This is a genomic window from Actinophytocola sediminis, assembly GCF_054779715.1.
Map to the genome: position 1 here is coordinate 294,022 of NZ_BAAGXS010000028.1, position 13,334 is coordinate 307,355.

The 13,334-nt window shown below is 73.8% G+C and carries 9 protein-coding genes; 8 read left to right on the forward strand and 1 reads right to left on the reverse strand.

All coding sequences use genetic code 11. The annotated features are described in order from the left end of the window. Positions 1 to 4 precede the first annotated feature (4 nt). The 7 genes from ACYVIP_RS19240 (at position 5) to ACYVIP_RS19270 (ending at position 9,790) form a co-directional block, all read left to right on the forward strand. Complete coding sequence (locus tag ACYVIP_RS19240) at positions 5 to 2,041, forward strand: molybdopterin oxidoreductase family protein (protein ID WP_460398098.1); 2,037 nt, start codon at positions 5 to 7, stop codon at positions 2,039 to 2,041. After that, complete coding sequence (locus ACYVIP_RS19245; RefSeq protein ID WP_460398100.1) at positions 2,038 to 3,480, forward strand: FAD-dependent oxidoreductase; 1,443 nt, start codon at positions 2,038 to 2,040, stop codon at positions 3,478 to 3,480. Before ACYVIP_RS19240 ends, ACYVIP_RS19245 begins: the two co-directional genes overlap by 4 nt. Then, the gene (locus ACYVIP_RS19250; protein WP_460398102.1) at positions 3,477 to 4,988 is read left to right on the forward strand and encodes an MFS transporter; all 1,512 of its coding nucleotides are present in this window, start codon (positions 3,477 to 3,479) and stop codon (positions 4,986 to 4,988) included. Before ACYVIP_RS19245 ends, ACYVIP_RS19250 begins: the two co-directional genes overlap by 4 nt. Positions 4,989 to 5,071: 83 nt before the next feature. Continuing rightward, on the forward strand, positions 5,072 to 7,561 hold the full coding sequence (gene nirB / locus ACYVIP_RS19255) for a nitrite reductase large subunit NirB (RefSeq protein WP_460398104.1): 2,490 nt from the start codon (positions 5,072 to 5,074) through the stop codon (positions 7,559 to 7,561). Next, complete coding sequence (gene nirD, locus ACYVIP_RS19260; RefSeq protein ID WP_460398106.1) at positions 7,558 to 7,887, forward strand: nitrite reductase small subunit NirD; 330 nt, start codon at positions 7,558 to 7,560, stop codon at positions 7,885 to 7,887. The genes nirB and nirD overlap by 4 nt, the downstream gene beginning before the upstream one ends. Further along, on the forward strand, positions 7,884 to 9,023 hold the full coding sequence (locus ACYVIP_RS19265) for a uroporphyrinogen-III synthase (RefSeq protein WP_460398108.1): 1,140 nt from the start codon (positions 7,884 to 7,886) through the stop codon (positions 9,021 to 9,023). The genes nirD and ACYVIP_RS19265 overlap by 4 nt, the downstream gene beginning before the upstream one ends. After that, entirely contained in the window at positions 9,020 to 9,790 is a 771-nt protein-coding gene (locus ACYVIP_RS19270) for a sirohydrochlorin chelatase (RefSeq protein ID WP_460398110.1), read from the forward strand. The genes ACYVIP_RS19265 and ACYVIP_RS19270 overlap by 4 nt, the downstream gene beginning before the upstream one ends. Here the strand turns inward: ACYVIP_RS19270 and ACYVIP_RS19275 are convergent. Continuing rightward, entirely contained in the window at positions 9,772 to 10,059 is a 288-nt protein-coding gene (locus ACYVIP_RS19275; protein WP_460398239.1) for an MGMT family protein, read from the reverse strand. The genes ACYVIP_RS19270 and ACYVIP_RS19275 overlap by 19 nt on opposite strands. 73 nt (positions 10,060 to 10,132) lie before the next feature. Here ACYVIP_RS19275 and ACYVIP_RS19280 point away from each other — a divergent pair, with 73 nt between their 5' ends. Further along, positions 10,133 to 13,315, forward strand: coding sequence for an ATP-dependent helicase (locus ACYVIP_RS19280; protein WP_460398112.1), 3,183 nt, complete (start codon positions 10,133 to 10,135; stop codon positions 13,313 to 13,315). The last annotated feature ends 19 nt before the right edge of the window (positions 13,316 to 13,334 follow it).

The window sequence follows — 13,334 nt, forward strand, 5'->3', positions numbered from 1 at the left end:
CGCCATGCCGGTCGACACCCACTGCCCCTACTGCGCCCTTCAGTGCGGCATGCGGCTGACCGACGGCGCGGTCGGGCCGCGCGATTTTCCGACCAACCGGGGCGGGCTGTGCCAGAAGGGCTGGACCGCCGCCGCGGTCCTGGACTCACCCGGACGGCTGACCAGGCCGCTCGTCCGATCGGGTGGCGCGCTTCGGCCGTCCACGTGGGACGTCGCGCTGGCCGAGGTGGCCGCCAGGATCATCGCCGTCCAGGACGAACACGGGGCCGACGCGGTCGCGGTGTTCGGCGGCGGCGGGCTGACCAACGAGAAGGCCTACCTGCTCGGCAAGTTCGCCAGGGTCGCGCTGGGCACCTCGATGATCGACTACAACGGCCGGTTCTGTATGTCCTCGGCCGCCGCCGCTGGCAGCCGGGCGTTCGGGGTGGACCGTGGGCTGCCGTTCCCGGTGACCGATCTGGCCGGCGCGGGCGTGGTGCTGCTGGCCGGGGCGAACCCGGCCGAGACGATGCCGCCGTTCATGCAGCACCTCGCCGACGCCGAGCTGATCGTGGTCGACCCCCGGCGCACACCGACCGCCGAGGCGGCCACCCTGCACCTGGCGCCCGCGCCGGGCACCGACCTCGCGCTCGCGCTGGGCATCCTGCACGCCGTGGTCGCCGACGGCCACCTGGACAAGGAGTACCTCGCCGCGCGCACCACCGGGTTCGACGAGGCCTGGCGGGTGGCGGCGGCGTGGTGGCCGGAGCGCGCCGAGCGGGTCACCGGGGTGGCCGCGGCCGACCAGCGCCGGGCGGCGGCCCTGCTCGCCGAGGCGGCCGGGGCCTACGTGCTGACCGCGCGCGGCACCGAGCAGCACGCCGGCGGCACGGACATGGTCAGCGGGTGGATCAACCTGGCGCTGGCGCTCGGGCTGCCGGGCCGGCCGGGCTCCGGGTTCGGCTGCCTGACCGGGCAGGGCAACGGCCAGGGCGGTCGGGAGCACGGGCAGAAGGCCGACCAACTGCCCGGCTATCGGCGGATCGACGACCCGGCCGCGCGGGCGCACGTCGCCGGCGTGTGGGGGGTGGACCCGGCGTCACTGCCGGGGCCGGGGCCCTCGGCGGTGGAGCTGCTGGACGCGCTGGGCACCAGGGCGCGGGCGTTGCTGGTGTTCGGCTCGAACCCGGCGGTCTCCGCGCCGCGCTCGGCGCACGTGGTGGACCGGTTGGCCGCCCTCGACCTGCTGGTGGTCGCGGACGTGGTGCTCTCGGAGACCGCGCGGTGCGCCGACGTGGTGCTGCCGGTGGCCCAGTGGGCCGAGGAGGACGGCACGCTGACCAATCTGGAGGGCCGGATCCTGTTGCGCCGCAAGGCGCTCGACCCGCCGCCGGAGGTGCGGACCGACCTGGCGGTGCTGGCCGGGCTGGCCGCGTTGCTCGGGCAGCCGGCCGATCGGTTCCCGGCCGACCCGGTGGTGGTCTTCGACGAGTTGCGGCGTGCGTCGGCCGGCGGGCCGGCGGACTATTCCGGGGTGACCTACGAGCGGCTGCGGGCTGGCGAGGCGCTGCACTGGCCGGTGGTGTCCACTGCGGACGCCGGCACGCCACGGGCGTTCCTGGACTCGTTCGCCCACCCGGACGGGTTGGCCCGGTTCGTGCCGGTCGACCACAGTGGACCGGCCGAGAGGCAGGACGCGGAGTTTCCCCTGCAGGTCACCACGGGCCGGGTGTTGCAGCACTACCAGTCCGGTGCGCAGACCCGGTTGGTGACCGAGCTGGTGGACGCGGTGCCGGCGGCGTTCGTCGAGGTGCATCCGGACACCGCCGCGCGCGCCGGGCTGGCCGACGGCGACCTCGCGCGGGTGGAGTCCCGGCGCGGCGCGGTGCTCGCCAGGGTGCGCGCGGTGCCGTCGATGCGGCTTGACCTGTTGTTCCTGCCGTTCCACTTTCCCGGTGCCGGGCGGGCGAACCTGTTGACCAACCCCGCGCTCGACCCGGTCAGCCGGATGCCGGAGTTCAAGGTCTGCGCCGGTCGCCTGTCCACTGTGGAGGCTGAATGAGTCGCCGGATAGTCGTTGTCGGGTACGGAATGGCCGGCGCACGGCTGGTCGAGGAGCTGCGCCGGCGCGACCCGGATGCCGAGCGGGTCGCGATCACCGTGATCGGCGAGGAGGTGCATCCGGCCTACAACCGGGTGCTGCTCTCGGCCGTGCTCGGCGGCTCGCTGTCCCCGGAGTCGGTGCACCTGCAGGACCGGGACTGGCCGCGGCGCCACCGGGTCGACCTGCGTGCCGGGGTGTCGGCGACCGGCCTGGACCGCGCGGCGCGCGTCGTGACGCTCTCCGACGGGTCCACAGTGGACTACGAGGTGCTTGTGCTGGCCACCGGGAGCCGGCCGTGGCTGCCGCCGGTGGAGGGCCTGGTCACCGAGGACGGGCTGGCGGCTGGCGCGGTCGCGTTCCGCACGCTGGACGACTGCGAGCGGATCCTCGCCGCGTCCCGGCCGGGCGCGCCGGTCGCCGTGCTCGGCGGAGGGCTGCTCGGGCTGGAGGCCGCCCGTGGCCTGGCGCACCGGGGAAACCTGGTCACCGTCGTGCACCCGGTCGGGCATCTGATGGAACGCCAGCTCGACTCGGCCGCCGGGCGGGTGTTGGCCGCGACGCTGGCCAGGCTGGGCATCGAGACCCGTCTCGGGGTGACCGCCGCGCGTTACCTGCCTGGTGACGGGCTCAAACTGGCCGACGGCAGCCATGTGCCGGCCGATCAGGTGATCGTCTCGGCCGGGGTGCGCCAGCAGACCGCGCTGGCGCAGGCCGCCGGGCTGGCCGTCGACGGCGGCGTGCTGGTGGACGACGCGCTGCGCACCAGCGACCCGCGCGTGCACGCGCTTGGTGACTGCGCGCGCCACCCCGGCACGGTGTCCGGTCTGGTGGCGCCGGCCTGGGAGCAGGCCGCCGTGCTCGCCGACCTGTTGACCGGCACCGATCCCGCCGCCCGCTACCGGGGCACACCGGTGGTGACCAGGCTCAAGGCCAGGGACGTCGACCTGGCCGCGCTCGGCGACGTGCACGCCGATGTGCACAGTCCGGACGCGGAAGTCCTGTGCCTGCAGGACATCACCCGCGGCCGGTACACCAAGCTGGTGCTGCGCGAGGACCGGGTGGCCGGCGCGATCGTGCTCGGCGCGCCGGACGCGGCCGCGGCCATCACCCAGCTCTACGACCGAGGAGGGCCCGCGCCCGCCGACCGGTTGGCGCTGTTGCTCGGCCGGGCCGCGACCGGTCAACCGGCCAGTCCGGTCGACCTGCCGGCCTCGGCTACGGTCTGCCGTTGCAACACCGTGAGCAAACGGGCGCTGGTCGCCGCGTGGCGCGGTGGCGCCAGATCGCCGGCCGCGCTCGCGACCGCGACCAGGGCCACCACCGGCTGTGGCGGCTGCCGCGACGCCGTACGGGTCATCGCCGACTGGCTGAGTACCACTGATCCGGAGGACACATGATCATTGAACGTTTCGGGGCACGTCGGCGCGGGCGGTGGATCGACGACTGGAACCCGGACGACGAGCGGTTCTGGGCCAGTACCGGCCGCCGGATCGCCCGTCGCAACCTGGTCTTCTCGATCTTCGCCGAGCACCTCGGGTTCGCCATCTGGGTGCTCTGGTCGGTAGTGGTGATCAACCTCGCCAACGCCGGCCTGCCGATGTCGCTGTCGGAGACGTTCTGGCTGACCGCGGTGCCCAACCTGGTCGGATCGGCGCTGCGCATCCCCTACACCTTCGCCGTTCCCCGGTTCGGCGGTCGCATGTGGACGGTGGTCAGCGCCGGGCTGCTGCTGTTGCCCTCGACGCTGCTCGCGGTGGTCGTGCCGAGTGGCTGGCTGGCTTCGCAGACCCATGACACGCAGTTCCTGGTGCTGCTGGTGTGTGCGGCGACCGCGGGTGTCGGCGGGGGCAACTTCTCCTCGTCGATGGCGAACATCTCGTTCTTCTATCCCGAGCGCCGCAAGGGTTTCGCGCTCGGGCTCAACGCCGCCGGCGGGAACCTCGGGGTGGCGGTCGTGCAGTTGGTGGTGCCGCTGGTGGTGATCATCGGCGTGCCGGCGGCGGCCGCGCGGCTGCCCCAGCACGAGGTGCACCTGGCCTATGCCGGGCTGATCTGGATCCCGTTCGTGATCGCGGCCGCGGTGTGCGCGTGGCTGTTCATGGACAGCCTGACCCAGGCGCGGTCGGACGCGCGGTCCTATGTCGCGGCGCTGCGCCACGGGCAGACCTGGATCATGTCGGTCCTCTACATCGGCACCTTCGGCTCGTTCATCGGGTATTCGTTCGCGTTGCCGCTGGTCATCAAGAACACCTTCCCGGAGTTCCTCGCGGCCAACCCGTTCATCGCGACCTACCTGGCGGGCCTTGGTTTCCTCGGCGCGCTGATCGGGTCGGTGTCCCGGCCGTTCGGCGGGTGGCTGTCCGACCGGATCGGCGGCGCCCGGGTGACCATGTTCTGCTTCGTCGGCATGATCGCGTGCACGGCGCTGGCGATCGTGGGGGTCAACGAGCACAGTTTCGGGCTGTTCTTCGGTTCCTACATGGTGATCTTCCTGCTTTCCGGCGCCGGCAACGGGTCCACCTACCGGATGATCCCGGTGATCTTCGGTGAGCTGGGCCGGCGGGAGGCTGCGGAGAAGGACCTCGACCAGGCGGCGACCACGTTGCGGTTCAAGCGCGAGGCGGCTGCGGTGATCGGCATCGCGGGCGCGATCGGCGCGTTCGGCGGGTTCCTCATCCAGGTGATGTTCCGCGAGGCGAGCCTCGGGGTGACCGCGGCGGTCGGCGCGGCCGAGACCGCGGCGGAGAAGGTCGCGGTGGCCCAGGCCAACGCGGACTGGTCGACCAGCGCGCTGTGGGTGTTCCTCGCCGGCTACGTCGTGTTCGCGTTCCTCACCTGGTTCTACTACCTGCGCCGCACGTTCGCCGTCGAGCAGGTGCCCAGCCTCGCCGGAGCCGGGGTATGACCGGGTAACCACGCCGAAACCACGGTGACGCGGCGACGAAACAGCCGCCACCGAGCATGAGACGAGGAGAGGGGTAGGGACACATGGCACGGACACTCGTCGTGGTCGGCAACGGGATGGTCGGGCACCGCCTGGTCAGCTCGCTGCGGGAACGGGACCGTGCCGGGCAGTGGCGGGTCGTGGTGTTCGGCGAGGAACGCAGGCCAGCCTACGACCGGGTGGCCCTGACGTCCTATGTGGACACCTGGGACGACGCGACGCTGCGGCTGGCCGACCACGACCAGGACGTCGAGGTACACCTTGGCGACCCGGTGGTCGCGGTCGACCGGGCCGCGCGCACGGTGACCGCCGCGAGCGGGCTGGTGCGTGGCTACGACGCGCTGGTGCTGGCCACCGGCTCCTATCCGTTCGTGCCACCGGTTCCCGGCCACGACCTGCCGGGCTGCCACGTGTACCGGACCATCGACGACCTGGACGGGATCCGGGCGTTCGCGGCCAGGACGGCGCGCGGGCGGCGGGCGGCGCTGGTGGTCGGCGGCGGGCTGCTCGGGCTGGAGGCGGCGAAGGCGTTGCGGGACATGGGCATGTCCCCGCACGTCGTCGAGCTGGCCAGCTGGCTGATGCCGGTGCAGGTCGACGAGGGCGGCGGCGCGCTGCTGCGACGGCTGATCACCGACCTGGACGTGACCGTGCACGCCGGCACCGGCACCGCCGCCGTCGAACAGGACGGTGCGCGGCTGCTGGCCAAGCTGGGCAACGGCACCGAGCTGGACGTGGACCTCGTGGTGTTCGCCGCCGGCATCCGGCCCCGGGACGCGCTCGCCGCCTCGGCCGGGCTCAACCTCGGCGCGCGCGGCGGGGTGGCCGTGGACACCGCCTGCCGCACCAGCGATCCGCACGTGCTGGCGATCGGCGAGTGCGCCTGCGTCGACGGGCGGGTCTACGGCCTGGTGGCGCCCGGCTACGCGATGGCCGAGGTGGTCGCCGACCGGCTGCTCGGCGGCTCGGCCACCTTCGCCGAGGCCGACACCTCGACCAAACTCAAGCTGCTCGGGGTCGACGTGGCGAGCTTCGGCGACGCGCACGCCACGGCGGAGGGCGCGCTCGAGGTGGTGCTCAACGACGCGGTCTCCGGCTCGTACAAGAAACTCGTGCTCTCCGACGACGCGCGCACGCTGCTCGGCGGCGTGCTGGTCGGCGACGCGTCCGCCTACGCCGCGCTGCGCCCGATGGTCGGCCGCCCGCTGCCCGGCGACCCGGCCGCGCTGCTCGCGCCCGCCGGGATGACGCTGGGCGCCGGCTCGCTGCCCGCCGACGCGCAGGTCTGCTCATGCCAGGCGGTGACCAGGGCGGCCATCGACGACGCGATCGCCGACGGCTGTGTGGATGTGCCGGCGCTCAAGACGTGCACCAGGGCCGGCACCGGCTGCGGCTCGTGTGTGCCGATGCTCAAACAGCTGCTGGCCGACGCCGGGGTGGCGCAGTCGACGGCACTGTGCGAGCACTTCACCCACAGCCGGGTCGAGCTGTTCGAGGTGGTGCGCTCCACCGGGGTGCGCACCTTCAGCGAGCTGATCGCCAGGCACGGCACCGGCCGCGGCTGCGACATCTGCAAGCCGGCGGTGGCCTCGATGCTGGCCTCGCTTGGCGGCGGGCACGTGCTCGACGGCGAGCAGGCGGCGTTGCAGGACACCAACGACCACTTCCTGGCCAACATCCAGCGCAACGGCACCTACTCGGTGGTGCCCCGGATCCCCGGTGGCGAGATCACCCCGCACAAGCTGATGGTGATCGCCGAGGTGGCACGGGACTTCGGGCTGTACACCAAGATCACCGGCGGGCAGCGGATCGACCTGTTCGGCGCCACGGTGGAGGACCTGCCGGTGATCTGGCGGCGACTGGTCGACGCCGGCTTCGAGTCCGGGCACGCGTACGGCAAGGCGTTGCGCACGGTCAAGTCCTGTGTGGGCAGTACCTGGTGCCGCTACGGCGTGCAGGACTCGGTGCGGATGGCGATCGAGCTGGAGCTGCGCTACCGAGGGCTGCGCTCGCCGCACAAGCTCAAGGCCGGTGTCTCCGGCTGTGCCAGGGAATGCGCGGAGGCCAGGAGCAAGGACTTCGGCGTGATCGCCACCGAGCACGGCTGGAACCTCTATGTCGGCGGCAACGGCGGGTTCAGCCCCCGGCACGCCGAGCTGCTCGTGTCCGATGTGGACTCCGAGCGGCTGGTCCGGCTGATCGACCGGTTCCTGATGTTCTACGTGCGCACCGCCGACCGGCTGCAGCGCACGTCCGCCTGGCTGGCGGCGATGGACGGCGGGCTGGACCACCTGCGCGCGGTGATCGTGGACGACAGCCTCGGCATCTGCGCGGACCTGGAGGCCGCCATGGCAAGTCACGTCGAGTCCTATTCGGACGAATGGCGCGGGGTGCTCGAGGACCAGGAGAAGCTGGCCAGGTTCACCTCGTTCGTCAACGCGCCCGGCACCCCCGACCCGACGGTGACCTTCCGCGAGGAGCGGGGGCAGCGGGTGCCGGTCCTGCTCGGAGTACCGGAGGTGATCGGCCGATGACCAGTGCGACCGTGGTGTGCGAGCTGACGGAGCTGTTGCCCGACCGGGGCGCGGCGGCGCTGTTGCCGGACGGGGAACAGGTCGCGGTGTTCCGGACGGCGGTGGGGGAGGTGTTCGCGCTGTCGAACATCGACCCCTACAGCAGGGCGGCGGTGCTCTCCCGGGGCATCGTCGGCGACCTGCGCGGGGTGCCGGTGGTGGCCTCGCCCATGCACAAGCAGCACTTCGAGTTACGGACCGGGGAGTGTGTCGAGGACCGCGCGGTGACCGTGCGGGTGTACCAGGTGCGCGTGGAGGCCGGTCGGGTCGTGGTGGAGTCTCCGTGACCGACTCGCCGGTCCCCGCCGTCGCCCCGCTGGCCGGGTACACGGTCGGCGTGACCGCCGCCCGGCGGGCCGACGAGCTCGGCGCGCTCCTGGGGCGCAGAGGCGCGAGCGTGGTGTACGGCCCGGCGATCCGCATCGTGCCGCTGGCCGACGACGTGGATCTGTTGCGGGTCACCAGAAGCCTGCTCGACGAGCCGGCCGACGTCGTGGTGGCCACCACCGGGATCGGGTTCCGCGGCTGGGTGGAGGCGGCCGAGGGCTGGGGGCTCGGTGAGGACCTGCGGGCCACGCTCGGCGCGGCGATCCTGTTGACCAGGGGCCCGAAGGCCAAGGGTGCGGTGCGCGCGGCCGGTCTGGTCGAGCGGTGGGCGCCCGGATCGGAGTCCAACGCCGAGGTGTTGGAGTACCTGCTCGAGTCCGGAGTGGAGGGTCGGCGGATCGCGGTGCAGCTGCACGGGGAACCGGTGCGCGACTTCGTGGACACCCTGCGGGCCGCCGGTGCGGACGTGCTGGAGATCCCGGTGTACCGGTGGACGACGCCGGTCGACCCGGTGCCGTTGGAGCGGTTGCTGGACGCGGTGCTCGCCGGTGGGGTGGACGCGCTCACCTTCACCAGCGCGCCCGCCGCGGCCAGCCTGCTGCGTGCCGCCCAGCGCGGCGGGCGGTTCGACCCGCTGGTGGAGTCGTTGCGCTGCAAGGTGTTGGCCGTGTGCGTCGGGCCGATCACCGCCGGTCCGCTCACCCGGGCCGGGATCCCAGTGGTGCAGCCGGAACGGGCGCGGATCGGTGCGCTGGTGCGGGAGTTGGCGGTGGCGCTGCCGGCGCGGGCGGTCCGGGTGATGGCCGGCGCGAGCACGCTGGAGCTGCGCGGGCAGGCGGCGCTGGTCGACGGCGAGCTGCGCCCGGTCCCGCCGGCGCCGATGGCGGTACTGCGGGCGCTGGCGGAGAGTCCGGGCACGACGCTGCCCCGGCCGGTGCTCGGTGCCGTGCTGCGCCGGCATTCCGGGCGGGCGGACGCGGTCGACGAGCACGCGGTGGAGACCACCGTCGGCCGGCTGCGCTCGGCGCTTGGCTCGACCGCGCTGGTGCAGACGGTCGTGAAGCGCGGCTACCGGTTGGCGGTGCCGAACCCGTGACCACGTTGCTGCTCGCCGCGCACGGCACCCGCGACCCGGTGGGCGCGCTGGTGGTGGCCGACATCGCGGCCGGTGTGCTGGCCCGGCTGCCCGGCGTGCGGGTCGAGGTCGCCTACGCCGATGTCCGCGAGCCGTCCGTGGCCGCGGCCCTGGACACCCTCGACGGCCCGACGGTCGTCGTGCCCGCCTTCCTGGCCAACGGCTACCACGTCCGCGTCGACCTGCCGGCCCAGATCGCCGGCCGGGCCACCCTCACCCCCGCCCTTGGCCCGGACCCCGCCCTGGTCGCCGCCGCCGCCGACCGCCTCCGCGAGGCAGGCTGGCACGGCGAGCCGATCGTGCTGGCCGCCGCCGGCTCCACCGACCCCCGCGCCCGTGCCGACATCGCCACGGCCGCCACCCTGCTGGCCAACCGCACCGGCGTCGAGGTCCGCGTCGGCTACGCCACCGGCACCCCCACCATCGCCGAGATGGTCCGCCCCGGCTGGGCCGTGGCCTCCTGGCTGCTCGCCCCCGGCCTGTTCCACCGCCTGGCCCGCGCCACCCCCGCCACCACCGTCGCCGCACCCCTCGGCCCCCACCCCCAGGTCATCGCCACCACCATCGCCCGCTACCTCGCGAGCCCAACGCTCCCGCCCCGCGAGCCCAACGCTCCGAACACGCGAGTCCAACGCTCCCGACACATCGACGCGCGCGACCGCTTGTCGGGAATGTTGAACTCGCGTGTCGGGACGGTTGGACTCGCGGGTCAGGGGCGCCAGCGGTAGGTGCGCATGTTGACGCGTTGGCCGTCGGCGAGGACGCCTTCTGCGCGGAGTAGTTCCAGTTGGCGGTGGGCCAGATGCGGGGCGGGGGTGCCGTTCGAGCGGAGGACCCGGTGCCAGGGCAGGTCGTGGCCGTCCTCGCCGAGGACGCGGCCGACCAACCGGGGGCTCGGGGCGCCCGCCATGGCCGCGATGTCGCCGTAGGAGGCCACCCGGCCAGCGGGAATCGACGAAATGACATCCCGCATCCGCTCGTGCATCTCTTCGTCCACACCGCATTGTCCCCACCCCGACGGCGTGCCGGTGCCGGCCATCCCCGCCCGCCGTGTTTTCATCGTCCGCGTGGTGACCAAGGCTCCCCGGCTGGTTCGCCGGCCGGTGCCACCTCGGCCCCCCGCCCGGTGGGACGCCGCCGCCCAGCGCGTGCTGGACGGCGCCGAGGGGTTCGTCCGGGTACTCGGCGGTCCGGGCACCGGCAAGACGACCCTGCTCACCGAGGTCGCCGCCGACCGGATCCTGCGCGGCGGCGTCGACCCCGAGCAACTTCTGGTGATCACCGCCAACCGCCGGGCGGCGACCGACATCCGGGCCGCCATCACCACCCGGCTCACCGAGGGTGACGAGCTGCGCACGGCCCGCGAACCGCTGGTGCGCACCGTGCACTCCTACGCCTTCGCCGTGCTGCGCCTGCACGCCGCCATGCGCGACGTGCCCGGCCCGCGCCTGCTGTCCGGGCCCGAGCAGGACGCGGTCGTGCGGGAGCTGCTCGCGGGCGACATCGAGGACGAGCCCGGCTACTGGCCGGAGCGGCTGGTGCCCGCGCTCGCCGTCCCCGGGTTCGCCGAGGAGCTGCGCGACCTGATGCTGCGCGCGGCCGAACGCGGGCTCGGCCCGGAGGACCTGGTCCGCGTCGGGCGGGCCAACCGGCGCGACGAGTGGGTCGCCGCCGGCCGCTTCGCCCAGCAGTACGAACAGGTCACGCTGCTGGCCGGGGCCGCGGACAGCGCGCTGGCCCAGGAGTCGGCCCCCGCGCTGGACGCCGCCGAGCTCGTCGCGAGCGCGCTGCTCGCCTTCGAGACCGACGCGGAGCTGCTGGCCAGTGAACGCGACCGGGTCCGCTACCTGCTCGTCGACGACGCCCAGCACCTCGACCCGCTGCAGTACCGGCTGCTGGCCCAGCTCGGCTTCGCGGCCAAGGAGTTCGTCCTCGCCGGGGACCCGGACCAGGCGGTGTTCTCCTTCCGCGGCGCCGATCCGCGCCTGCTGGCCGACACCCAGCCCGACGGCGGCACGATCGTGCTGCGCACCAGCCATCGGCTCGCGCCCGCGATCCGCCAGGCCGTCGCCCGCCTCGCCGCCCGGCTGCCCGGCCTGGCACCCCAGCGGCTCACGCTCGACCAGGACGAGCCGCCGGCCGACGACGGCCGCGTCGACATCCGGCTGCACGCCACCGACGCCGCCGAGGCCGCCTGGGTCGCCGACCAGCTCCGGCGGGCGCACCTGATCGACGGGGTGCCGTGGTCGGAGATGGCCATCCTGGTCCGCTCGGCCGCGTTGGCGATCCCGGTGCTGGCGCGCGCGTTGTCGATCGCCGGCGTGCCGGTGGTCACCGACGCCGACGAGGTGCCGCTGGCCAGACAGCCCGCCGTGCGGCCGCTGCTCGAACTGCTGCGGGTGGCGGCGAATCCGCACCTGCTCGACCCCGCACGGGCCGAGCTGCTGTTGTCCTGTCAGTTCGGTGGCGCGGATCCGTTGGCCCTGCGCCGGTTGCGCCGTGGTCTGCGCCGGCTCGAGCTGGCCGCCGGGCGGGACCGGCCGAGCGACGAGCTGCTCGTCGAGGTGCTCAACGACAACGACACGCTGGCCGCGCTGGCCGACGCCGAGGCGGCGAGCGTGCGGCGGATCGCCGGGCTGCTGGCGACCGCGCGGGCGGCCATCGCCGAGAACGCCGGCGTCGAGCAGATTTTGTGGCTGGTGTGGCAGCAGAGTGGCCTGGAGGGCCGCTGGGTCGCCCAGTCGCAGCGCGGGGGCACCCTTGGCGCGCAGGCGGACCGGGATCTGGACGCGATCGTCGGGCTGTTCCACGCTGCCGCCCGCTACGCCGACCGGCTGCCGGGCGCCGGCGTCACCGGGTTCGCGGAGTTCCTTGCCGCGCAACGGATCGTGGGGGACACGCTGGCCCCGTCCGCGCAGCGCGGCGAGGCGGTCGCGGTGCTCACCGCGCACGCGGCGGTCGGTCGTGAGTGGACGGTCGTGGCGGTGCTCGGCGTGCAGGAGGGCACCTGGCCGGATCTGCGGCTGCGCGGGTCGCTGCTCGGGGTCGAACGGCTGACCGACCATCTGGCCGGGGTGGACGAGGCCGAGGTGTCGCAGAAGGCGCCGTTGCTCGCCGAGGAGCGCAGGCTGTTGCTGGTGGCCGCGAGCCGGGCGCGGCAGACGTTGTTGCTGTCGGCCATCCGGGGCGAGGACGAGCAGCCGTCGCGGTTCCTGGCCGAGCTGGCCGGCGGGGACATCGAGGACACCGCCAGGGCGGGCGGCCTCGACCGGTCGCAGCGGGCGCTGGTGCTCGCCGACCTGGTGGGTGAGCTGCGGCGCGCGGTGTGTGACGGCACCTCGTCGCCGGAGCGTCGCCGGCGCGCGGCCCGCCAGCTCGCCAGACTGGCCGATGTCGGCGTGCCGGGCGCGGCACCCGATGTCTGGTACGGACTTCCCGAACTGTCCAGTATGGACCCGGTGTTGCCGGTCGGCGAGCGGGTGGCGGTCTCACCGTCCACTGTGGAGGTTCTGGCCAAGTGTCCGTTGCGCTGGATGGTGGAGCGGCACGGCGGCTCCGATCCGGCCGAGCTGGCGTCGATCACCGGGGTGTTGGTGCACGCGCTGGCGCAGGCGGCCGCCGACGGCGCGGACGAGGTGCGGCTGCGCGCGGAGCTGGACCGCGCGTGGGACGCGGTGGACGCCGGTGCGCCGTGGTTCTCCCGCCGGGAGCGGGCGCGCCTGCACGCGATGATGGACACGTTCATGGGTTGGCTGCGGGCCTCGCGTGACGAGCTGAAGCAGGTCGCGGTGGAGCAGGGCTTCGGCGTCGACCTGCCGGAGACCGAGCCGCCGGTGCGGATCAAGGGCCGGATCGACCGGCTGGAGGTCGACGCCGACGGCCGGGCGGTGATCGTGGACGTGAAGACCGGCCGGACGCCGGTCAGCGCCGACGACGCGCGGGAACACCCGCAGCTGGCCGTCTACCAGCTCGCCGCCGCCTACGGCGCGTTCACCGAGCTGGGGCTGGACCGGGAGCCCGGCGGCGCACGGTTGTTGTACGTGTCCAAGGCCAACCGCAAGACCCACGCCACCGAACGCCGCCAGGACCCGGTCGACGACGCCGGTGTCAAACACTGGACCGGCGTGGTCGCCGAAGCCGCCGCCGCCAGCGTCGGCCCCGACTACACCGCCAGCCAGAACCCCGACTGCGCCCGCTGCCCGGTCCGCTTCACCTGCCCGGTCAACCCCAGCGGCCGCCAGGTGACCGAGTGACCCCGGTGAACCGCAGCGA